Genomic DNA, 19,917 nt, shown 5'->3' with positions numbered 1-19,917 from the left:
TCTATATGGGTTTGAGAGCTTACTGCCCGTTCTTGGCAAGCCAGGCCTTCATCATGGCGATCTCACCTTCCTGGGCAGCGATCACCTCTTCGGCCAGCTTGCGGATCTCGGGATCCTTGCCGTGCTCGAGTACGATCTTCGCCATGTCGATGGCACCCTGATGGTGCGGAATCATGCCCTGCACGAAATCGACATCGGCATTGCCGGTGAGCGGCACGGCCATGTCCTTGTGCATCTTGGCATTGGCCTCGGCAAAGGCCTTGGAGGATGGGCTTTCATCCATCATGCCGTGGCCCATGGCTGACATGTCATGCCCCTGATGCATGGTATTGTCCTGCGCAACGAGGACAGAGGCGGAAAGCGCGGTCGCAAGCGACGCCGCAACGAGAATGTTCCTAAGCATTGAAGTCTCCTGTAGTGATCTGATGAGAGAAATGTGCAAGCCTCAAGGCCGCGCGGTGTCATCGGATCAGGCGCGGGGAGGGGGCGTCTGCGGTGCCATCAGCTGTGACACGAGCCTTGGCGCAAGAGTGGCTGCTTCGGCGGCGCGCGCCGGCTTTCCGCTGTCGGCAACGACGGGAAGGGCCGGCAGCGTCAGACAGGCTGAGCAATGCCAGCTTATCTTCATCGGCTTGGAGCTGTGCTCACTAGCATCACCACCATCGGCAACCGTCATGCGGCTGACCGAATGAGGACAATCGACATCGACCATGTCTTGGATCTTGGGTGCGGAAACCGTCCCATGCGGATCGCTGGCGTCCATCGCATGTGCCACGGGCATTGCCATCACCGACATGCCGGTCATCGGCATGGTGCCATAGGCGAAAGCCGCGATCAGCAGCAGGAGGCGGGCGAGCAATTGCATGCGATGAAGATGATGCTGGATCGAGGCGAATACAAGGCCGACAGTGCCGCCGCTCAATGCGCAATCACGTGATGCACGATCTGATAGTCGCGGCTTTCCTCACCGAAGGGAACCACCGGCCAGTCCCAACGCTCCCGAGCTGCGCCCGTATCGACGCCGTGCATCAGGTCTACAGTCTCCTGCGCTGCTCCGGAGCGGTCGATTACGGTACAGCTCACGTCTGTCACGAGGCAGGTCTCGGCCGAAACCTGTGCCAGCCCCTCGACATGCGCGGCGATCGCCTGACGGATCAGCGCTTCTTCCTCGGCGTGACCTTCGAGACGCCGGCTCATGCCGATCCCGATCTGCGACAAGAGATTGGCAGAGACGACGAGATCGAGGTAGGGCACCTGTCGGAGAAACGCGAGCGGCTCCAAAGGCTGGCCGGCAAGCAGCGTATCCAGCCCGGAAAGATCCCGCTCGATCAGCCGGATATTCTTCAACCGCTTGACCGTGAGCCAGCTTCTTACGCTCGCCAGATGCACGAGATCGACCAGCACCACCGTGTCGAACAGCCGTGAAAGCTCGGTCACTGGCACATCCCGCAACAGCCCGGAACCGAGCACCACCACCGTCCGCCGCTGCCGGCACGCCTGCGCAGCCTCGAGAATGGCCGCCTTCGTCCGGCGCTCGTGCTCGGCCCACGCCGCACGACAGCGATTGGCACGCGCCCAGAGATTGACGGATGAACGGATGAACGGACGATGGCCAGCCGAGGTCAGCGGCCATGTCGCGGCGTAATTCAGAGCTTCAAGGATCATGTCTTACCGATAGACGGTGCTGCGATGGCCGATCTCGACCACAAGCACGATGAGTTTGCCGTTCTGGATATCGCAGATGATGCGGTAGTCGCCAACACGGTAACGCCAGAACTGACCCAGCTCAGAGCCCTGCAGGCGATCGGCGATTTGTCTGGGATCATCGAGCCCTGCCACGCGCTCTTCTGGGAATTTCCGGATGCGCTTGCGAGAAACCGGGTCCAGTTTTCCAGTGATTTCCGAACTGGCTGGCGATACTCAATCGTCCAGGCCATGCCAGAATTCTTTCGAACTCACAACGCGGTCTTCACCGCTCTGAATGGTCTTCATCGCCGCTTCTGCGGCGGCGATATCCTGGAGGTCCTCCAGATGTCGCTGCAGCGCCATCGTCGCGTAGTCATCCGGATCGAGCCCATGAAGGTCTCCATACCGGGAAATAACCCGATACAGATCATCCGGAATTTGGATGGGAACGCGCTTGTTCATCGGTCCAACCTCTGGCTTCGCACACGATCATACCACCTCGCACACCCATTTTCCAGCATCCGCCCTCGCACCCGCCCGCCTTCGCCCTTGCCGCCAAATCCTTGATCCTCTAAGACACCGGCACCTTTTTGAAACGAAATTCCGGTTGTCATCATGAGCGATAAGAACAAGAAGCCCCAGAAGCTGAAGGCCCGCCTGCCGCGCGGCTTCGTCGATCGCGAGGCTGCCGACATCCGTGCCGCCAACCAGATGATGGAGACCATCCGCGAGGTCTATGAGCGCTACGGCTTCGACCCGATCGAGACCCCGCTCTTTGAATACACCGATGCGCTCGGCAAGTTCCTTCCCGACAGCGACCGCCCGAACGAAGGCGTCTTTTCGCTGCAGGACGACGACGACCAGTGGATGTCGCTGCGCTACGACTTGACGGCACCGATGGCCCGTCATGTCGCGGAAAATTTTCAGGAAATCCAGCTGCCGTTCCGCACCTATCGCGCCGGCTACGTCTTCCGCAACGAGAAGCCCGGCCCGGGCCGTTTCCGCCAGTTCATGCAGTTTGATGCCGACACCGTCGGCGCGCCGGGCGTCCAGTCCGATGCCGAAATGTGCATGATGATGGCCGACACGCTGGAAGCGCTCGGCATCAAGCGCGGCGACTATGTCATCCGGGTCAACAACCGCAAGGTTCTCGACGGCGTCATGGAAGCGATTGGCCTCGGCGGCGAGGAGAATGCTGGGCGTAGGCTGAACGTGCTGCGGGCGATCGACAAGCTCGACAAGTTCGGCCCGGAAGGCGTGAGGCTGTTGCTCGGCGAAGGCCGCAAGGATGAGTCTGGCGACTTCACGAAGGGCGCTGGCTTGAACGAAGACCAGATCGCCAAAGTCCTCTTTTTCGTGGGCATCAAGTCCTATGCCGAAAGCGCAGCCGAACTTGCCGCTCTCGTTGCCGGAACCTCCAAGGGCGAAGAGGGCGTCGAGGAGCTGAACATGATCGGCGCACTTGTTGCGGGCGCCGGCTACGATGCGACCCGGATCAAGATCGACCCCTCCGTCGTCCGCGGTCTCGAATATTACACCGGCCCCGTCTACGAAGCCGAACTCACCTTCGACGTCACCAATGAAAAGGGCGAAAAGGTCGTCTTCGGCTCGGTTGGCGGCGGTGGTCGCTATGATGGTCTCGTCTCGCGCTTCATGGGTCAGCCGGTGCCGGCCACGGGCTTCTCCATCGGCGTCTCGCGCCTGATGACGGCGCTGAAGAACCTCGGCAAGCTCGGTCAGGACGAAGTGCTTGGTCCTGTGCTCGTCACCGTCATGGATGGCGATGTCGAGAGCATGGGCCGCTACCAGCGCTTCACGCAGGACCTGCGCAATGCTGGCATCCGCGCCGAAATGTACCAGGGCAACTGGAAGAAGTTTGGCAACCAGCTGAAATATGCCGACCGCCGTGGAGCCCCGATCGCGATCATTCAGGGCGGTGACGAGCGGGCGCAAGGCGTCGTCCAGATCAAGGACCTGATCGAGGGCAAGCGCCTCTCCGGCGAGATCACCGACAACGCCGAATGGCGCGAGGCCCGCGTTGCCCAGGACGTCGTGGCCGAGGCGGATCTGGTCGCCAAGGTCAAGGAAATCCTGTCCGCCCAGGCGGAAGATCGTCGTCGGGCGAAGGGATAAAGCACCCTATGCGAAGCTTGCCCCTCACCCTAACCCTCTCCCCGCAAGCGGGGAGAGGGGACGTGCCCCAGGCGCTGACGGCGTCTGGTCTATACGCTGCGGTTTTCGTCTTCTCCCCGCTTGCGGGGAGAAGGTGCCGGCAGGTCAGGCGCAAATTTTGCGCCGGGGATGAGGGGCAGCTAACCGCACTCGCAGGACCTTCCCCATGCCCCTGACCGACATGCCCGATTTCGCCGGCACCATCCTGCAGGAATTCGTCTCGCGCGGCACCACGCGGGTGGACACGCCCGTGATCCAGCCGGCTGCCCCCTTCCTCGACATGGCGGGCGAGGATCTGCGCCGGCGCATTTTCCTCACCGAAAATGAGCGCGGCGAAGGCCTCTGCCTGCGCCCGGAATTCACCATCCCCGTCTGCCTGCGCCACATCGAAACCGCTACCGGTACCCCGAAGCGTTATGCCTATCTCGGCGAGGTCTTCCGCCAGCGCCGCGAAGGCCCGCAGGAATTCTACCAGGCCGGCATCGAAGATCTCGGCGACATCGCAACCGCTGCTGCCGACGCTCGGGCGATTGCCGATAGCGTCGCCATCCTCACCCGCCTGCTGCCGACAAAGCCGCTTGCCGTCACCCTCGGCGACCAGGCCGTCTTCGAAGCCGTGGTCAAGGCTCTCGGCCTGCCCGCCGGCTGGCAGAAGCGCCTGATCCAGGCCTTTGGCAATCCCGATCAGATCGACCAACTCCTGCGCCGGCTTGCGACCCCGACGCCGGTTCCAGGGCTCGACCCAGAGGTTTCCGCCCTGCTCGCAAGCGGCAACCAGAACGCCCTGATCGCCCATATCGATGCGACCATGCAGGAAACCGGCTATCTCACCAATGCCAGCCGCACGCCCGCCGAAATCGCCCGTCGCCTGAAGGAGAAGCTGGAGCTCTCGGAGACGCGACTCGATGGCGCCGCCCTGCTGCTCCTGCGTGAATTCCTCTCGCTCGAATTGCCGCTCGCCGATGCCTCGGCAGCCCTTGCCGGCTTTGCCGATGCTGCGGGCCTGAAGCTTGGATCAGCTCTCAGCCGTTTCGACGAGCGCGTCGCAGCGCTTGCCAGCACCGGGGTCGATCTCGATCTGATCACCTACCGCGCCGCCTTCGGTCGCCCGCTCGACTATTACACCGGCCTCGTCTTCGAGGTGGCTGTCCAGGGCAGGTCCGCAGTCCTCGCCGGTGGTGGCCGCTTCGACCGGCTGCTGACGCTTCTCGGCGCCGAGACACATATCCCGGCCGTCGGCTTCTCGCTTTGGCTGGATCGAATTGAGAGCGAGAGGAGCGCGTCATGACCATCACCATCGGTCTGCCCTCCAAGGGCCGCATGAAGGACGATGCCTCCGCCATCTTCGAAAAGGCCGGCATGAAGATCGTCGCCGTTGGCAATGACCGCTCCTATCGCGGGCGAGTCGAAGGCTTCGACGATGTCGAGATCGCCTATCTCTCGGCTTCCGAGATCTCGCGCGAGATCGGCAATGGCACCGTCGATTTCGGCGTGACCGGCGAAGACCTGATCCGCGAGGGGCTTGCCGAAGCAGACGCCCGTGTCGAAATCTCCGCCCGCCTGGGCTTCGGCCATGCCGATGTCATCGTTGCCGTTCCCGAGGTCTGGTACGACGTCGACACCATGGCCGACCTCGGCGATGTCGCCGCCGAATTCCGTACACGCCATGGCCGGCGCCTCGCGATCGCCACCAAATACTGGCGCCTGACGCAGCAGCACTTTTCGCGCCAGCACGGCATCCAGCTCTATCGCATCGTCGAAAGCTTAGGAGCGACCGAAGGCGCGCCCGCTGCCGGCCAGGCCGACATCATCGTGGACATCACCTCGACCGGTTCGACGCTGCGCGCCAATCACCTGAAGGTGCTTTCCGACGGTGTGATCCTGCGCTCCGAAGCTTGCCTCGTGCGCGCCAGGAAGCCCGAGCATGACGGCAATCCCATGATCGGCCGCATCATCGAGGCTGTGCGCGGCGTGCTCTGAGGGCCCCATGTCACACGCGGATGCCATCCCCGGATTATATGCGCGTCACGCTGAGGCCTTTGATCGCGTGCGGGGAAAGGACGGCTTCGAGCGTCCCTGGTTGGACCTCCTTGTCGCGCCGTTGCATGCAGGTGCCCATGTGCTCGACCTCGGATGCGGCTCCGGCGAACCCATCGCCGCGGATCTGATCGACCGGGGCTTTCTCGTCACCGGGTTGGACGTTTCCGAACCTCTGATCCGTCTTTGCCGTGAGAGGTTCCCGGCGCATGACTGGCGGGTGGGGGACATGCGGGATCTGTCCCTCGGTCGGACATTCGAGGCGATCGTGGCCTGGCACAGCTTCTTCCATCTCACGCCCGATGCCCAGCGGGCCATGTTTCCGCGCTTCGCATCACATGCGGCCAGCGGCGGCACCCTGATGTTCACATCGGGACCGGTAGCCGGTGTGGCAATCGGCGAGTTCGAGGGCGAGCCACTCTATCACGCGAGCCTCGATCCCGAAGAGTATCGGTCCCTCCTGTCGGAAAACGGCTTTGTGGTCCTGCGACATGTGGTCGAAGATCCCTTATGCGGTGGCGCGACAGTCTGGCTGACGCAAAGGTCTTAGTTGGAAATGCAGACACGAAAAAAAACCCGCCGGATCGCTCCAGCGGGTTTCATTTTGCCTTGTGGGGCAGGGATATCAGGCAGCGACGGCGTGGGCCGAACCGCGGCGGGCATCGAGCGAGTAGGCGCCGGCGCCGACGATGGCGAGCGCGATATAGCCGCCGGCCAGGGTGATGTTCTTCATCATCATGATCTGGTTCAGCGTGTTGATCCAGCCGAGAGCACCTTCCGGCCAGCCTTCGATGGCAACCGTACCGGAATGGAAGACGAGACCGGTGAACACACAGAAGAGTGCAATGGTCCAGGCAGTGACCTTGGTCTGGAAGCCAACGAGGATGAAGAGACCGGCAACCAGCTCATAGAGGCCGGCGGCATAGGCCAAGAGGTCGGCGGCAGGCAGGCCGGCGCCGGAGATCATGCCGGCAGTGCCGGCCGGATCGGTCAGCTTGCCGAAGCCGGACATGATGAACATGAAGGAGAGAAGGATACGGACGAGAACGAGAAGGCCGTTATTGGTCGCGGACATGGGGGAACTCCGTTGAGCGTTGACGCTGAAACCCCCATCGGTGGCGGCCTCAGTCAGTGCCGCCTTGATGCATGCTTTTTTGTCGCAGGCATAGGTAAACAGTCTTTGACTGATCGTTCACAAAAATGAAACGCTCACGGCGGTTTCGTTTTCCGCGAACCCTTTCCGCCGCCACCCGCGCTCCCTACCTCTGTCCTGTTCAAACCGCAAAGGAGCCTCCCCCATGGCAGATCTTTCGACCTTTCCCATCACCGCCAAATGGCCGCCCGCCGATCCCGGCATTATCCAGCTCTATTCCCTGCCGACGCCGAACGGTGTGAAGGTCTCCATCGCTCTGGAAGAGCTCGGGCTCGCCTATGAACCGCATCTGGTGGACTTCGGCAGTAACGCGCAGAAGAGCCCTGAATTCGTCTCGCTCAATCCGAATGGTCGCATACCGGCCCTGATCGACCCCAATGGCCCGGACGGCGAGCCGATCGGCATCTTTGAATCCGGCGCGATCCTGATCTACCTCGCGGACAAGACCGGCAAGTTGCTGCCCAAGGACGGGGCTGCCCGTTACAAGGTCCTGCAATGGTTGATGTTCCAGATGGGCGGTGTCGGGCCGATGTTCGGCCAGTATGGCCACTTCTATAAGTTCGCCGCCGACAAGGTGAAGAACAATCCCTATCCGGCGGAGCGCTACCGTGACGAGACCCGTCGCTTGCTGGGCGTGCTGGAGGCTCAGCTCGAAAAGGGGCAGTGGTTGACGGGCGAGGACTATACGATCGCCGATATCGCCACATGGCCTTGGGTGCGTGCGCTCAAGATCTTCTATGCCGGTGAAACCGATCTCGGCCTTGCCGACTTCCCGCAAGTGCTTGACTGGTGGGCGCGTGCCGAAGCGCGTCCCGCAAGCCAGAAGGGGTTGAACATTCCGGCGCGAGACTGACTATACGGGAGAAGGTGCCGGACGCGGCGCCTTCTCCCGTATCTCTGCGAGCGCTCAGCTCGGCATGACGGATGCTGTCGTTGGCAGTTGGAAACGCGGGAAGATGAACAGCCCGACCATGTTGCCGCCGCTGCCTTCGAATCCGGAGGATTCGCCGATGCAGAACACCGGTTGCCGGTGCTGTGCGCCAGCCACGATGGTCGTCGAATAGCAGAAGCGCGACGGCTGCGTGGCCGCCTGCTCGAACAGTCGAAGGATGTGGCCGCGATCGGCCTGATCATAGCAGCGCATCACGGTCAGCAGGCCGCATTCATGGTTTTCGAGGCCATGCAGGTTGCGTGCGTGGTTCCCGAGTTTCAGCAGGCCGTTGGTCAGGTCGCCGGTCCAGTCCTCGGACAGCCCGACGCGGCAGGCGTGCTGCCCCAGCAGGCCGTTTCCATCCTGTTCGCTCACCCTGAAGGTGGTCGCAAGATTGGCATTTGCTATTTTGAACAAGGCGTTCCCCAAGTCGATAGCCAGCGCTGGCCCCAATTTCCCCGGCCCGGAGTGTGTGAACCCCGCAGCCGAACCCCATCCGGCCTCGGCCGGCACCCCCCGAAAGAACGATCCCGCCTCTCAGGTCATCGCGCGGTGAAATCGGCCACCGCAATCACCGTGCCCACTCGCCCCTGATCGAGCCTGCACAGCATCGTGATCCAGATCCGACGGCCGACCGACCGACAGACCTGGACGAAGTCAATCGCCGCATATTGATCCGACCGCAGCCATGTCTTTGACCGTGGCGACGCTTGCTGCACCCGCCAGGTTTTCGACCTTCCCCCACAAGAAGGTCAAAGAAGAACACGTAGAGTGCCCCGGAAGTAATAGAATGGATACCATGATTTATTTCGCCTGAAAACGGCTCATGTCTGAATTTGGCACAAGACTCTTGAGCCATGCAATATAGACAAATATTAGAATAAAATAAAATAAGAGCTTTAAGAGAAGAGGTCATTCCCGTTAGGGGGCACTTCTTCCGAGTGATTGTGCGTACCATGAAGTAGGGGACAGTTTTGTGTCAAGCGCACTGAGCCAATAGTCGCCGCTCCAATTTTGGGCATTTGCGCGGCACCCAAGCAAAAGGGCGGCCCGAGGGCCGCCCTTCCGAAAGACTGAACCGGATGGCTCAGATGTCAGACCCGATGGGTCTTACATCATGTCCATGCCGCCTGTTCAGCGCGCTTGACGCGCTGAACCACTTAGAGTGATGGGCGGCTTTGATGGACCCGATGGTAAGACCCGATGGGTCTTACATCATGTCCATGCCGCCCATACCGCCCATGCCGCCCGGCATGCCGCCAGCAGATTCCTTCTTCGGAAGCTCGGCAATCATGGCTTCGGTCGTGATCAGCAGCGAAGCAACCGAAGCTGCGTTCTGCAGAGCCGTACGGACAACCTTGACCGGATCGACGATACCCATGGCGATCATGTCGCCGAATTCGCCGGTCTGGGCGTTGTAGCCGTAGTTCTCTTCGTTCTTGTCGAGGATCTTGCCGACGATGATCGAAGCTTCGTCACCAGCGTTGGTGGCGATCTGGCGAACCAGCGACTGGAGAGCGCGGCGAACGATGTTGATGCCGGCTTCCTGGTCGTCGTTTGCACCCTTGACGGTGATCTTCGTGGAAGAACGCAGCAGAGCGGTACCACCGCCCGGTACGATGCCTTCCTGAACGGCGGCGCGCGTTGCGTTCAGCGCGTCGTCGATGCGGTCCTTGCGTTCCTTGACTTCGATCTCGGTCGAGCCGCCAACGCGGATGACGGCGACGCCGCCAGCGAGCTTGGCAAGACGTTCCTGCAGCTTTTCGCGGTCGTAGTCCGAAGAGGTTTCTTCGATCTGCGCCTTGATCTGGGCAACGCGGCCTTCGATGTCCGACTTCTGGCCAGCACCATCAACGATGGTGGTGTTTTCCTTGGTGATCGAGACCTTCTTGGCGCGGCCGAGCATGTCGAGGGTAACAGACTCGAGCTTGATGCCGAGGTCTTCCGAGATGACAGTGCCGCCCGACAGGATGGCGATGTCTTCCAGCATGGCCTTGCGGCGATCGCCGAAGCCAGGAGCCTTGACTGCAGCGATCTTCAGGCCGCCACGCAGCTTGTTGACGACGAGCGTAGCAAGAGCTTCGCCTTCGACGTCTTCAGCGATGATGACGAGCGGCTTGCCGGTCTGTACGACGGCTTCGAGAACCGGCAGCATGGCCTGGAGGTTCGAGAGCTTCTTTTCGTGCAGAAGGATGTAGGCGTCGTCGAGATCGGCGACCATCTTTTCCGGGTTGGTCACGAAGTAGGGCGACAGGTAGCCGCGGTCGAACTGCATGCCTTCGACGACTTCGAGTTCGGTTTCAGCGGTCTTGGCTTCTTCGACGGTGATAACGCCTTCGTTGCCGACCTTCTGCATGGCTTCGGCAATGTCCTTGCCGACCTGCGTGTCGCCGTTTGCCGAGATCGTGCCGACCTGGGCTACTTCTTCCGAAGTCGAGATCTTCTTGGCCTTGGCCTGAAGGTCCTTGACGACTTCGAGAACGGCCAGATCGATGCCGCGCTTCAGGTCCATCGGGTTCATGCCGGCAGCAACGGCCTTGTTGCCTTCGCGAACGATGGCCTGGGCAAGAACGGTTGCGGTCGTGGTGCCGTCGCCGGCGATGTCGTTGGTCTTCGAAGCAACTTCGCGGACCATCTGGGCGCCCATGTTCTCGAACTTGTCTTCCAGTTCGATTTCCTTGGCAACCGATACACCGTCCTTGGTGATGCGCGGAGCGCCGAAGGACTTGTCGATGATGACGTTACGACCCTTCGGGCCGAGCGTTACCTTCACGGCGTCTGCGAGGATGTCGACGCCATGCAGCATCTTTTCGCGCGCGGTGCGGCCAAACTTGATTTCTTTAGCAGCCATGTTCAAACTCCCGGGCTTCTAGCCCATTGTTGACTTGGTTAAAAAGGAAGAGGGGTGATCGCGCTGAAATCAGCCGATGACGCCCATGATGTCGGCTTCCTTCATGATCAGCAGGTCGACGCCATCGAGCTTGACCTCGGTGCCGGACCACTTGCCGAACAGGACGCGGTCGCCGACCTTGACGTCGAGAGCAACCTGCTTGCCGCTTTCGTCGCGGGCGCCCGGGCCAACAGCGATGACTTCGCCTTCAGCCGGCTTTTCCTTGGCAGTGTCAGGAATGATGATGCCGCCCTTGGTCTTTTCTTCGGACTCGACGCGCTTGACTACAACGCGGTCGTGCAGCGGACGGAAATTGGTGCTTGCCATTGTCTAATCCCTCGATCAAATGACACTCGCGATCCCTGGAGGGCATCGCATCGGAATTTGTTAGCACTCCCCCCTGGAGAGTGCCAGCGAGGCTGAGATAAGAACAGCCTGCGGACGAGTCAAGCTCGCTCGTGAAAAAAGGGACTGCTGCATGCCGGCGAAATCCACCGACATTCACACAAGCAGTGCGGCCATCGATCCTCCACTTTCGCCTTCTTTCTCAGAGCTCGTCTCCGCCTTTGCCCGCATCGGCCTGATGTCCTTCGGCGGCCCGGCGGCGCAGATCGCGCTGATGCATAAAATCTGCGTCGAGGAAAAACGTTGGGTCGACGAGGCCCGTTATCTCCATGCGCTGAACTACTGCATGCTCCTGCCAGGCCCAGAAGCGCAGCAGCTTGCTACCTATATCGGGTGGCTCCTGCATGGCGTGCGCGGCGGCATCGTTGCCGGCCTTCTTTTCGTTCTGCCAGGCCTCGCCGTCATCCTCGGCCTCTCGACGCTCTATGCGCTCTATCAGGAGGCGAGCCTTGTCGCCGGCCTGTTCTTCGGCCTGAAGGCCGCAGTGCTTGCAATCGTCGTGGAAGCCGTCATCCGCATCGGCAAGCGGGCCCTGAAGACAAGCTTCCACCGATGGCTGGCCGCAGGTGCATTCCTTGCCCTTTTCCTCTTCTCGGTGCCGTTCCCCCTCGTCGTGCTTGCGGCTGCCTTGATCGGCCTGCTCCATGCGCGGGGCGCGTCATCTGCGGCGGAAGAGAACTCGCAAGAGATTGGCGTCCGTCCGCCTCTGTTCAGCCAACTCGCAACGCTCCTCTTCTGGGTCGCCGTCTGGCTCGCACCCCTGCCACTTCTGTGGCTGCTGCTGCCGGAAACGGCACTTCCCGAAATCCAGAGCTTCTTCTCGAAGATGGCGCTCGTCACCTTCGGCGGCGCCTATGCTGTGCTCGCCTATGTCGCCCAGGTCGCCGTCGATCACTATGCCTGGCTGAAACCCGGCGAAATGCTCGATGGCCTGGCGCTGGCGGAAACGACGCCAGGACCGCTGGTGCTCGTGCTCTCCTATGTCGGCTTTCTCGCCGGCTTCCGCGAAAGCGGCGGGCTCGACCCGTTGATTGGCGGTCTCCTCGGCGGCCTGATCGCCGCCTGGGCCACCTTCATCCCAAGCTTCATCTGGATCTTCGCCGGCGCCCCCTACATCGAGCGACTGCGCGGCAATCGGCTCCTCAGCGCAGCGCTCTCCGCCATCACCGCTGCCGTGGTCGGCGTCATCCTCAACCTGGCGGTCTGGTTCGCGCTGCACGTGATCTTCATGCAGGTGGAACCGACCAAGATCGCCAGTTTCGGACCACTCACGCTATCGGTACCCCAACCCGTCTGGTCGACCCTCGATTGGCAGGCATTGGTCATCGCCGTCCTCTCTGCAGTGATGATTTTCCGCTTCCACCTTGGCATCGGCAAGACGCTTCTGGCCGCCGCAGCGCTTGGCCTTGCGGCGCGTTTCCTGCTCTGAAGCGGTGCGAGAAGCCGGAGCAATTTCGATCTCCATCACGCTTGCCCCTTGCCTTGCCGCCCGTCCTTTGCCATGTCACCGGTCACACTTTGACCAGTCAGGACAGACGATGACCCGCAGCATTTCCACCCTCGGCGACGTGACCGGCTCCTATGACGTCATTCTCTGTGATGTCTGGGGCGTGCTGCACAACGGCATCGATGCCTTTCCGCTTGCCGGCGAAGCGCTGACGGCGGCGCGCGAAAAGGGGCTGACGGTGGTGCTGATCACCAACTCGCCCCGACCGGCCATCGGCGTCATCCCGCAATTGCGCGCCATCGGCGTGCCGGATACCGCCTATGACCGCATCGTCACCTCGGGTGACGTGACCCGGACACTGATTGCCGCCGGCCCGAAGAAGGTTTTCCTGCTCGGCCCCGAGCGTGACATGCCGCTCTTCGACGGTCTCGACGTGACGGTTGTTTCGGCTGACGAAGCCGATTGCGTCGTCTGCACCGGTTTCTTCGACGATGAAGTCGAGACGCCGGAAGATTACCGCGACATGCTGACCGCCTTCGTCGCCCGCAAGGTGCCGTTTATCTGCGCCAATCCCGATCTCGTGGTCGAGCGTGGCCACCGCATCATCCCTTGCGCTGGCGCAGTCGCTGCCTTCTACACCGCACTCGGCGGCGAGACCCGCATTGCCGGCAAGCCCCACAGCCCGATTTATGACGCGACGCTGGCGGCTGCCCGCGAAGCTCGCGGCGAGTTCGACAAGTCCCGCGTGCTCGCCATCGGCGACGGCATGCCGACCGACGTCAAGGGCGCGGTGGATGCAGGCCTCGATCTCCTCTACATCTCCGGTGGCATTCACGCCGCCGACTATGCGACGAACAATGTGACCGACGAGGCCCGGCTCAAGCTCTTCCTCGACCGCGAGAAGGTCGCGCCGCAATACTGGATGCACAGGCTGGCATGAGGCGGGACCTGCGATGACCGTCTTTCACCGCAATGAGAAGAAAGAACCGCTGCCATCAGCCCTGCGCGGTGGCGTGGTCGCAATCGGCAATTTCGATGGCGTGCATCGCGGTCATCAGGCAGTCTTGAGCCGTGCGCTGGAGCGCGCGGAAGCGCTTGGCGTTCCCGCCTTGGTCCTCACCTTCGAGCCGCATCCGCGCACTGTCTTCAACCCCGACAAGCCGGTCTTCCGTCTGACGCCGCCGCCTCTTCGCGCCCGCATCCTGGAAGCCATGGGCTTCCATTCGGTCATCGAATATCCCTTTGATCGGGAGTTCTCGCAGCGCTCGGCCGAGGATTTCGTCCAGTCGATCCTGGGCGACTGGCTGGGTGCAAAAGAAGTCGTGACCGGCTTCGATTTCCATTTCGGCAAGGGCAGGGAAGGCGGCCCCGCCTATCTCATGCAGGCCGGCAGTCGTCATGGTTTTGGTGTCTGTCTAGTCGATGCCTTCCGCGACGAGGGAGCCGAGGTCATTTCCTCAAGCCGCATCCGCGGCCTGATCGCAGAAGGCGACGTCGCCCAGGCGGCCGGTCTCCTTGGCTATCGCTATACGGTCGAGGCGGAGATCATGAAGGGCCAGCAGCTCGGCCGCACGCTGGGCTTTCCGACAGCCAACATGCATCTCCCGCCGGAAGCAACGCTCAAGCCAGGCATCTACGCCGTACGCTTCCGCCGTCCCGATGGCATCATTCGTGATGGCGTCGCAAGCTTCGGCTATCGCCCGACCGTCACCAGCAATGGTGACCCCTGGCTCGAAACCTTCGTCTTCGATTTCGCCGGCGATCTCTACGGTGAGATCTGTTCGGTCTCGCTCTTCGGCTTCCTGCGCGACGAATGGAAATTCGATGGGCTCGATCCGTTGGTGGCACAGATCCGCAAGGATGCGGACGAGGCGAGGGCACTGCTCTCAGGCGTCAAGCCAATTGGCGCCCTCGACGCCGCCATCGCGTTCTGAGGCAACTCGGTCTCGCCGATTTGAATTGCCGCCCGGTATTGCCTCACATATGGATGCGCCTATGTGATTAATGCCCCGTCTCGAAACGGCAATTCCGGAGTTTATCTTGACCGAATTCACCCCCCTGATGTCCTTTGCCGGTGGTCTGCTGATCGGCCTCTCGGCGCTCCTCTTGATGCTCACTTGGGGCCGGATTGCCGGCATGACCGCCATCATTGGCGGCATCCTGCCGCCGCTCGGTTCCGACTGGTCGTGGAAGGCCGCCTTCCTCGCCGGGGCAATTCTTGCGCCGCTTGCCCTGACGCTCGGCGGTTACGAGGTCGAGTATTCGGTTCCGGTTTCGACCACGGCTCTCGTGATCGGCGGCCTGATTGCTGGCATCGGCGTCACCTTCGGCTCCGGCTGCACCTCGGGCCACGGCATTTGCGGCATGGCGCGCCTGTCGCGTCGCTCGATTGCAGCAACCGCCACCTTCATGGCATTCGCCGTGCTCACCGTCTTCGTCATCCGCCACGTCTTTGGAGGCGCGATCTGATGCGTTTGCTCCTGGTCTTCCTCATCGGTGCCCTCTTCGGAACGGGCATCGCCCTTTCCGGCATGGCGAACCCCGCCAAGGTGCTGAACTTCTTCGACTTCGCTGGCAGCTTCGACCCGAGCCTCGCCTTCGTCATGGCCGGTGCTCTCTCTGTTGCCGCCCCCGGCTATGCGATCCTGTTCCGGATGCGCGAGAAGCCGCTCTTCGACCAGAGCTTTCGCCTGCCCAAGGCAAAGGCGATCGATGCGCGGCTGATCGGCGGCTCGGCCGTCTTCGGCATTGGCTGGGGCATTGCCGGCTTTTGCCCCGGCGCCTCGATCCCCGCACTCGGCCTCGGCCACGCCTCGGCCGCCATCTTCGTGGCCGCCCTGCTCGTCGGCATTCTGATCGCCCGAAGGCTTGCCAGGGCAGATTTTTTTGCCGATGCGGTCGGACGTTCGGGCTGAGAGGGCCGGACGGCAAGTCGGCCATTACGGCTTGACGCCTGGCACACATTAAAGCCTAGTGCGGCCCAGCAAATCACTTCAGACAGCCCGAAAGGCACCCTATGGCCATGACGCCGCGCAGACCCGTGAACCCGAAGGATGCGGCCGAGGCCCTGTTCAAACCCGTGAAAAAGCCGGCAGCCCCGGTGGTCGAGCGCCGCTCGGCACCGGACGTCAAAGAACTCGTCTCGATCAAGCTCGACAGCGCAGTGCTCGCCCATTTCCAGAAGGACGGCCCCGGCTGGCAGGACCGCATCAACGATGCCTTGCGTGCGGTCATCGAGGCAGACGGCAGCGAGTAAAAGCGGCGGTTTGCGTCAGTCGCGGCCAGTTGGTGGCCATTGCCGTGAGGTATGGACGATCGCGAGGATGGCCAGCTGGCCGTTAGTCACCTCATAAATGAGACGATAGCTGGGATGCGGCAGAAGTTCGCGGGTGCCAGGGATCAGGCCGATTTTGCCGGCATGGGGAAATTGGCCAAGCTGGATGGCAGCCTGTTCGAAGCTGTGGTCGATGGACAGTGCGGCCAGCGGATTCTTCGCCACGAGGTAGTCGAAGATGGAAGCGCGGTCACGAATGGCCTGGCGCGTCCATCGAACGATCATGAGCGGCTCGCTTTGAGAGCCAGGTCCCTGCGCTCCGCAAACATCCGCTCGGCATCGTCCGCCGCGACGACCTCTCCTGCTGCCACTTCGTCGCGACCACGCGCAACCTTGGCCTCCAAAAATTGACGATAGTTGCTGTCGACCTTCTGCCGTTCGACATAATCCTGCACCATTTCCCGCAGAACTTCGCTTTCCGACGTCTGTGCGGTGGTGACCGCAGCAGCAAAATCATCGGCGAGCTTGGCGTCTAGGTGGACCTGGAGCTGCGCTTTGCGTGTCATGCCATCTCCGCCCTGATCCTGTGTGGCCCGCTGACATGGGGTGATGAACACAGTCTAGGCATGTCCCGTCGACCTGTCCATCTCGCCCATCTTGCCCCTTCCTTTTAACGCGAAAAACCCCTAAAGAACGCGGCCATGACGTATCTTTCGGCGGCCCGGATCATTCGAATTATTGGCCCGGCCCTCCCGGCGGCTTGAAGAGCTGCGGGAAGGTCCGGGTTTTTGGCGTTGGGTCTGAAAGCCTTAGCGCCCGCTTGCCGCCAATCCATGACATAATTCCGCGACCGCTTGAGGTCGCCCCATCCGATGGCTGATCCATGACCGATACCCCAGAAAAACCCGACTACTCCAAGACCCTCTATCTGCCCGAAACCGAATTCCCGATGCGCGCCGGCCTTCCCCAGAAGGAGCCGGAAATGGCGGCGAAGTGGAAAGAGATGGGTCTCTACAAGCGCCTGCGCGCCTCGGCCGCCGGCCGCGAGAAATTCGTCCTGCATGACGGCCCTCCTTACGCCAACGGCAACATCCATATCGGCCATGCGCTGAACAAGGTGCTGAAGGACGTCATCACCCGCTCGTTCCAGATGCGCGGCTTCGACTCGAACTACGTGCCCGGCTGGGACTGCCACGGCCTGCCGATCGAGTGGAAGATCGAGGAAAAGTATCGCGAAAAGGGCAAGGACAAGAACGAGGTCCCGGTCAACGAATTCCGCCAGGAATGCCGTGAGTTTGCGCAAGGCTGGATCGACAAGCAGTCGGACGAGTTCCGCCGCCTCGGCATCGAGGGTGATTTCGACAATCCCTACACGACCATGGCTTTCCACTCGGAAGCCCGCATCGCCGGCGAACTCTTGAAAATCGCCATGTCCGGCCAGCTCTATCGCGGCTCCAAGCCGATCATGTGGTCGGTCGTCGAGCGCACGGCGCTGGCCGAAGCCGAAGTGGAATATGCCGAAGTCGAGAGTGATACGATCTGGGTGAAGTTCCCGGTGGTTGAAGGCGCTGACGAGCTGAAATCCGCCTCCGTCGTCATCTGGACCACCACGCCCTGGACCATCCCGGGCAACCGCGCGATCTCCTACTCCTCGAAGATCGAATACGGTCTCTACGAGATCACGGAAGCCACCAATGACTTCGGCCCGCAGCCGGGCGAGAAGCTGATCTTCGCCAAGCGCCTTGCCGAAGACGCAGCCACCAAGGCCAAGGTGACGTTCAAGCTCGTCCGCGACGTGACCGGTGCTGAACTCGGCGCGATCACCTGCGCCCACCCGCTGGCCGATTTGGGCTACACCTTCGCCGTCCCTATGCTCGACGGCGACCACGTCACCGACGATGCCGGTACAGGTTTCGTCCACACGGCGCCCTCGCACGGTCGCGAAGACTTTGAAGCCTGGATGGCCAATGTGCGTGCCCTTGAAGCCCGCGGCATCGACACCAAGATCCCGTTCCCGGTCGATGACGCCGGCTTCTACACCGAAGACGCCCCCGGTTTCGGCCCCTCGGCCGAAGGTGGTGCTGCCCGCGTGCTCGACGACAACGGCAAGAAGGGCGATGCCAACAAGCGCGTCATGGACGCTCTTATCAAGGCGAACAACCTCTTTGCCCGTGGCCGCATCAAGCACGAATACCCGCATTCCTGGCGCTCCAAGAAGCCGGTCATCTTCCGCAACACGCCGCAGTGGTTCGTCTACATGGACAAGGACCTTGCCGACGGCACGACGCTGCGCACCCGCGCACTTAACGCTATCGACCAGACCCGTTTTGTCCCCGCTGGTGGCCAGAACCGTCTCCGCGCCATGATCGAGCAGCGCCCGGACTGGGTTCTTTCTCGTCAAAGAGCATGGGGCGTGCCGATCTGCGTCTTCGCCGATGCCGAAGGCAATGTGCTGCAGGATGAGAAGGTCAACGCCCGCATCCTCGAAGCCTTTGAAGTCGAAGGTGCCGACGCCTGGTTCGCCGAAGGTGCCAAGGAACGCTTCCTTGGAAACGAGCATGATGGCGACAAGTGGCAGATGGTGACCGACATCCTCGACGTCTGGTTCGATTCAGGCTCGACGCATACCTTCACGCTGGAAGATCGCCCGGACCTGAAATGGCCGGCCGACGTCTATCTCGAAGGCTCCGACCAGCATCGCGGCTGGTTCCATTCGTCGCTGCTCGAAAGCTGCGCCACCCGTGGCCGCGCGCCCTACAATGCTGTCGTCACCCACGGGTTTACGATGGCGGAAGACGGCCGCAAGATGTCGAAGTCGCTCGGCAACACCGTGACGCCGCAGGATGTGATGAAGGAATCCGGCGCCGATATCCTGCGCCTATGGGTGATGAACACCGACTATTGGGAAGATCAGCGTCTCGGCAAGACGATCATCCAGACGAACATCGACAGCTACCGCAAGATCCGCAACACCATCCGCTGGATGCTCGGCACGCTTGCCCATGACCATGGCGACGAGATCGCCTATGCCGATCTGCCGGAACTCGAAAAGCTGATGCTGCATCGGCTCTCCGAGTTGGATCAGATCGTCCGCAAGGGTTACGACGAGTTCGATTTCAAGCGCATCGTCCGCGCTCTCAGCGACTTCGCCAATGTCGAGCTCTCGGCCTTCTACTTCGACATCCGCAAGGACACGCTCTATTGCGACGCTCCGTCGAGCCTCAAGCGCCGGTCTTCCCTCTTCGTCATCCGCAAGCTCTTCGACTGCCTGGTCCTGTGGTTTGCCCCGATGATGCCGTTCACGACGGAAGAGGCCTGGCTGTCGCGTGACCCGAAGGCTGAGTCCGTGCATCTCGAACAGTTCCCGACGGTTCCGTCCGACTGGTCGAACGAGGCGGTTGCCGAAAAGTGGAAGGGCGTTCGCGCCGTCCGTCGTGCCGTCACTGGTGCCCTGGAAATCGAGCGCAAGGAAAAGCGCATCGGCTCCTCGCTGGAAGCAGCCCCGGTCGTCCATGTGGCGGATGCCGAGCTCCTGAAGGCGCTCGACGGTCTCGACTTCGCCGAGATCTGCATCACCTCGGATATCCAGGTTGTCTCGGGTGAAGGCCCTGATCAAGCCTTCCGTCTGGACGATGGCACCAAGGTCGCTGTTGAGCCGAAGCTGGCCGAAGGCACCAAGTGCGCCCGCTCCTGGAAGATCACTAGGGATGTCGGTTCCGATCCTGACTATCCTGACGTCTCGGCCCGTGATGCTCAGGCGCTGCGCGAACTCGCTCAGACGGCCGGGTAAGGGCAGGTTGAGGAAATGTGACCGGATGATTTGCGCTTTTGCGGGTCATCCGGTAAAACTGCCTGAAATTGGCCGAAATCGACCGGCAGGGCTGGTCGCTAGCATTCGGCATGACTGATGAAACTGCGGCGA

22 protein-coding genes and 1 pseudogene are annotated in these 19,917 nt (G+C 61.7%); 12 read left to right on the top strand and 11 right to left on the bottom strand.

Annotation, left to right across the window (positions count from 1 at the left end; all coding sequences use genetic code 11):
• Positions 1 to 19 precede the first annotated feature (19 nt).
• From copM to BSY240_RS09030, 5 genes and pseudogenes are all read right to left on the bottom strand, one after another.
• Complete coding sequence (copM, locus tag BSY240_RS09050) at positions 20 to 403, bottom strand: CopM family metallochaperone (protein ID WP_069042072.1); 384 nt, start codon at positions 401 to 403, stop codon at positions 20 to 22.
• Between the two features lie 66 nt (positions 404 to 469).
• Complete coding sequence (locus BSY240_RS09045) at positions 470 to 922, bottom strand: hypothetical protein (RefSeq protein WP_054148790.1); 453 nt, start codon at positions 920 to 922, stop codon at positions 470 to 472.
• Positions 919 to 1,665, bottom strand: coding sequence for a hypothetical protein (locus tag BSY240_RS09040; RefSeq protein WP_069042071.1), 747 nt, complete (start codon positions 1,663 to 1,665; stop codon positions 919 to 921). Before BSY240_RS09040 ends, BSY240_RS09045 begins: the two co-directional genes overlap by 4 nt.
• A gap of 3 nt (positions 1,666 to 1,668) precedes the next feature.
• Positions 1,669 to 1,937, bottom strand: a pseudogene (locus BSY240_RS09035) (type II toxin-antitoxin system RelE family toxin).
• A complete protein-coding gene (locus BSY240_RS09030) occupies positions 1,921 to 2,148 on the bottom strand; it encodes a hypothetical protein (RefSeq protein ID WP_069042069.1) in 228 nt (75 codons plus the stop codon). Before BSY240_RS09030 ends, BSY240_RS09035 begins: the two are co-directional and overlap by 17 nt.
• A gap of 153 nt (positions 2,149 to 2,301) precedes the next feature.
• On the opposite strand from BSY240_RS09030, the gene hisS reads away from it, so the two are divergent.
• The 4 genes from hisS to BSY240_RS09010 all read left to right on the top strand — a co-directional run bounded on the left by hisS (position 2,302) and on the right by BSY240_RS09010 (position 6,445).
• The gene (gene hisS, locus BSY240_RS09025) at positions 2,302 to 3,819 is read left to right on the top strand and encodes a histidine--tRNA ligase (protein ID WP_069042068.1); all 1,518 of its coding nucleotides are present in this window, start codon (positions 2,302 to 2,304) and stop codon (positions 3,817 to 3,819) included.
• A 205-nt stretch (positions 3,820 to 4,024) separates the two neighbouring features.
• Positions 4,025 to 5,146, top strand: coding sequence for an ATP phosphoribosyltransferase regulatory subunit (locus BSY240_RS09020; protein WP_069042067.1), 1,122 nt, complete (start codon positions 4,025 to 4,027; stop codon positions 5,144 to 5,146).
• Positions 5,143 to 5,838: an ATP phosphoribosyltransferase gene (gene hisG, locus BSY240_RS09015; RefSeq protein WP_069042066.1), complete on the top strand. Its 696-nt coding sequence runs from the start codon at positions 5,143 to 5,145 to the stop codon at positions 5,836 to 5,838. The genes BSY240_RS09020 and hisG overlap by 4 nt, the downstream gene beginning before the upstream one ends.
• A gap of 7 nt (positions 5,839 to 5,845) precedes the next feature.
• Complete coding sequence (locus BSY240_RS09010; protein WP_069042065.1) at positions 5,846 to 6,445, top strand: class I SAM-dependent DNA methyltransferase; 600 nt, start codon at positions 5,846 to 5,848, stop codon at positions 6,443 to 6,445.
• Between the two features lie 75 nt (positions 6,446 to 6,520).
• Here the strand turns inward: BSY240_RS09010 and BSY240_RS09005 are convergent, their stop codons facing one another.
• Positions 6,521 to 6,970, bottom strand: coding sequence for a DoxX family protein (locus BSY240_RS09005; protein ID WP_069042064.1), 450 nt, complete (start codon positions 6,968 to 6,970; stop codon positions 6,521 to 6,523).
• Between the two features lie 223 nt (positions 6,971 to 7,193).
• Here BSY240_RS09005 and BSY240_RS09000 point away from each other — a divergent pair, with 223 nt between their 5' ends.
• Complete coding sequence (locus tag BSY240_RS09000) at positions 7,194 to 7,901, top strand: glutathione binding-like protein (RefSeq protein ID WP_069042063.1); 708 nt, start codon at positions 7,194 to 7,196, stop codon at positions 7,899 to 7,901.
• 54 nt (positions 7,902 to 7,955) lie between these two features.
• Here the strand turns inward: BSY240_RS09000 and BSY240_RS08995 are convergent, their stop codons facing one another.
• The 3 genes from BSY240_RS08995 to groES all read right to left on the bottom strand — a co-directional run bounded on the left by BSY240_RS08995 (position 7,956) and on the right by groES (position 11,196).
• Positions 7,956 to 8,396: a hypothetical protein gene (locus BSY240_RS08995; protein ID WP_083229600.1), complete on the bottom strand. Its 441-nt coding sequence runs from the start codon at positions 8,394 to 8,396 to the stop codon at positions 7,956 to 7,958.
• Between the two features lie 793 nt (positions 8,397 to 9,189).
• Positions 9,190 to 10,830, bottom strand: a complete 1,641-nt coding sequence (gene groL / locus BSY240_RS08990; RefSeq protein ID WP_054148801.1) for a chaperonin GroEL — start codon at positions 10,828 to 10,830, stop codon at positions 9,190 to 9,192.
• Between the two features lie 69 nt (positions 10,831 to 10,899).
• Complete coding sequence (gene groES / locus BSY240_RS08985; RefSeq protein ID WP_054148802.1) at positions 10,900 to 11,196, bottom strand: co-chaperone GroES; 297 nt, start codon at positions 11,194 to 11,196, stop codon at positions 10,900 to 10,902.
• A gap of 151 nt (positions 11,197 to 11,347) precedes the next feature.
• Here groES and chrA point away from each other — a divergent pair, with 151 nt between their 5' ends.
• The 6 genes from chrA to BSY240_RS08955 all read left to right on the top strand — a co-directional run bounded on the left by chrA (position 11,348) and on the right by BSY240_RS08955 (position 15,977).
• Positions 11,348 to 12,703, top strand: coding sequence for a chromate efflux transporter (gene chrA, locus BSY240_RS08980; protein WP_069042061.1), 1,356 nt, complete (start codon positions 11,348 to 11,350; stop codon positions 12,701 to 12,703).
• Between the two features lie 109 nt (positions 12,704 to 12,812).
• Positions 12,813 to 13,661, top strand: a complete 849-nt coding sequence (locus tag BSY240_RS08975; protein ID WP_069042060.1) for a TIGR01459 family HAD-type hydrolase — start codon at positions 12,813 to 12,815, stop codon at positions 13,659 to 13,661.
• 13 nt (positions 13,662 to 13,674) lie between these two features.
• Positions 13,675 to 14,655: a bifunctional riboflavin kinase/FAD synthetase gene (locus BSY240_RS08970; protein WP_069042059.1), complete on the top strand. Its 981-nt coding sequence runs from the start codon at positions 13,675 to 13,677 to the stop codon at positions 14,653 to 14,655.
• 106 nt (positions 14,656 to 14,761) lie between these two features.
• A complete protein-coding gene (locus tag BSY240_RS08965; RefSeq protein WP_054148976.1) occupies positions 14,762 to 15,190 on the top strand; it encodes a YeeE/YedE family protein in 429 nt (142 codons plus the stop codon).
• Entirely contained in the window at positions 15,190 to 15,636 is a 447-nt protein-coding gene (locus BSY240_RS08960; RefSeq protein WP_069042057.1) for a DUF6691 family protein, read from the top strand. Before BSY240_RS08965 ends, BSY240_RS08960 begins: the two co-directional genes overlap by 1 nt.
• Before the next feature lie 101 nt (positions 15,637 to 15,737).
• Positions 15,738 to 15,977 (top strand): BrnA antitoxin family protein, encoded by a 240-nt coding sequence (locus tag BSY240_RS08955; protein ID WP_054148807.1) that lies wholly within the window; start codon positions 15,738 to 15,740, stop codon positions 15,975 to 15,977.
• Between the two features lie 15 nt (positions 15,978 to 15,992).
• Here the strand turns inward: BSY240_RS08955 and BSY240_RS08950 are convergent, their stop codons facing one another.
• Both BSY240_RS08950 and BSY240_RS08945 read right to left on the bottom strand, forming a co-directional pair.
• Positions 15,993 to 16,280, bottom strand: a complete 288-nt coding sequence (locus BSY240_RS08950) for a type II toxin-antitoxin system RelE/ParE family toxin (RefSeq protein WP_069042056.1) — start codon at positions 16,278 to 16,280, stop codon at positions 15,993 to 15,995.
• Positions 16,277 to 16,561 carry a ribbon-helix-helix protein, CopG family gene (locus BSY240_RS08945; RefSeq protein ID WP_069042055.1) on the bottom strand — a complete coding sequence of 95 codons (285 nt, stop codon included), beginning with the start codon at positions 16,559 to 16,561 and terminating at the stop codon, positions 16,277 to 16,279. The genes BSY240_RS08950 and BSY240_RS08945 overlap by 4 nt, the downstream gene beginning before the upstream one ends.
• Positions 16,562 to 16,878: 317 nt before the next feature.
• Between BSY240_RS08945 and ileS the strand changes: the two genes are divergently transcribed.
• A complete protein-coding gene (gene ileS, locus BSY240_RS08940) occupies positions 16,879 to 19,785 on the top strand; it encodes an isoleucine--tRNA ligase (protein WP_069042054.1) in 2,907 nt (968 codons plus the stop codon).
• The last annotated feature ends 132 nt before the right edge of the window (positions 19,786 to 19,917 follow it).

The sequence above is a fragment of the Agrobacterium sp. RAC06 genome (genome assembly GCF_001713475.1).
Lineage (GTDB): Bacteria > Pseudomonadota > Alphaproteobacteria > Rhizobiales > Rhizobiaceae > Allorhizobium.
The sequence above is the reverse complement of the archived record's forward strand: the minus strand, read 5'-3'. Positions and strand labels throughout refer to the sequence as shown.